Origin of the sequence: Vibrio sp. MOR3, assembly GCF_001557775.1 — a bacterium.
Taxonomy (GTDB): domain Bacteria; phylum Pseudomonadota; class Gammaproteobacteria; order Enterobacterales; family Vibrionaceae; genus Vibrio; species Vibrio jasicida.
On the sequence record NZ_LNRD01000039.1, the window covers coordinates 1 to 1,148 of the forward strand.

The following is a 1,148-nucleotide window of genomic DNA, read 5'->3' on the forward strand; positions in this document are numbered from 1 at the left end:
AAACCGCACGTTAACGTTGGTACTATCGGCCACGTTGACCACGGTAAAACAACTCTAACTGCAGCTATCTGTACTACTCTTGCTAAAGTTTACGGCGGTGTAGCTAAAGACTTCGCATCTATCGATAACGCTCCAGAAGAGCGTGAGCGCGGTATCACAATCGCAACTTCTCACGTTGAGTACGATACTCCAACTCGTCACTACGCACACGTAGACTGTCCAGGACACGCGGATTATGTTAAAAACATGATCACTGGTGCTGCACAGATGGACGGTGGTATCCTAGTTGTTGCTGCGACAGATGGTCCAATGCCACAAACTCGTGAGCACATCCTACTAGGCCGTCAGGTTGGTATCCCTTACATCATCGTATTCATGAACAAATGTGACATGGTTGATGATGAAGAGCTTCTAGAGCTAGTAGAAATGGAAGTTCGTGAACTTCTATCTGAGTACGATTTCCCAGGTGATGACCTACCAGTTATCCAAGGTTCTGCACTAGGCGCACTAAACGGCGAAGAGCAGTGGGAAGCTAAGATTGTTGAACTAGCAGAAGCGCTAGATTCATACATTCCTGAGCCAGAGCGTGCAGTAGATATGCCATTCCTAATGCCTATCGAAGACGTATTCTCAATCCAAGGTCGTGGTACAGTAGTAACTGGCCGTATCGAACGTGGTATCCTAAACGTAGGTGACGAAGTTGCTATCGTAGGTATCAAAGACACTACTACTACTACATGTACTGGTGTTGAAATGTTCCGTAAGCTTCTAGACGAAGGTCGTGCTGGTGAGAACGTTGGTGCACTTCTACGTGGTACTAAGCGTGACGAAGTTGAACGTGGTCAAGTACTAGCTAAGCCTGGTTCAATCACTCCACACACTAAGTTCGAGTCAGAAGTATACGTACTTTCTAAAGACGAAGGCGGCCGTCATACTCCGTTCTTCAAAGGCTACCGTCCACAGTTCTACTTCCGTACAACTGACGTAACTGGTGATATCTCTCTACCAGAAGGCGTAGAAATGGTAATGCCTGGCGACAACATCCAAATGGTTGTTGAACTAATCGCTCCTATCGCAATGGACGAAGGTCTACGTTTCGCTATCCGTGAAGGTGGCCGTACTGTAGGTGCTGGTGTTGTTGCTAAGAT

General features: G+C 47.0%; 1 protein-coding gene. It reads left to right on the top strand.

All coding sequences use genetic code 11. From position 1 onward, the window contains the following. Positions 1–1,148, top strand: a 1,148-nt coding sequence (tuf, locus tag ATB76_RS26705; protein WP_052486879.1) for an elongation factor Tu, incomplete at both ends; no start/stop codon positions are given.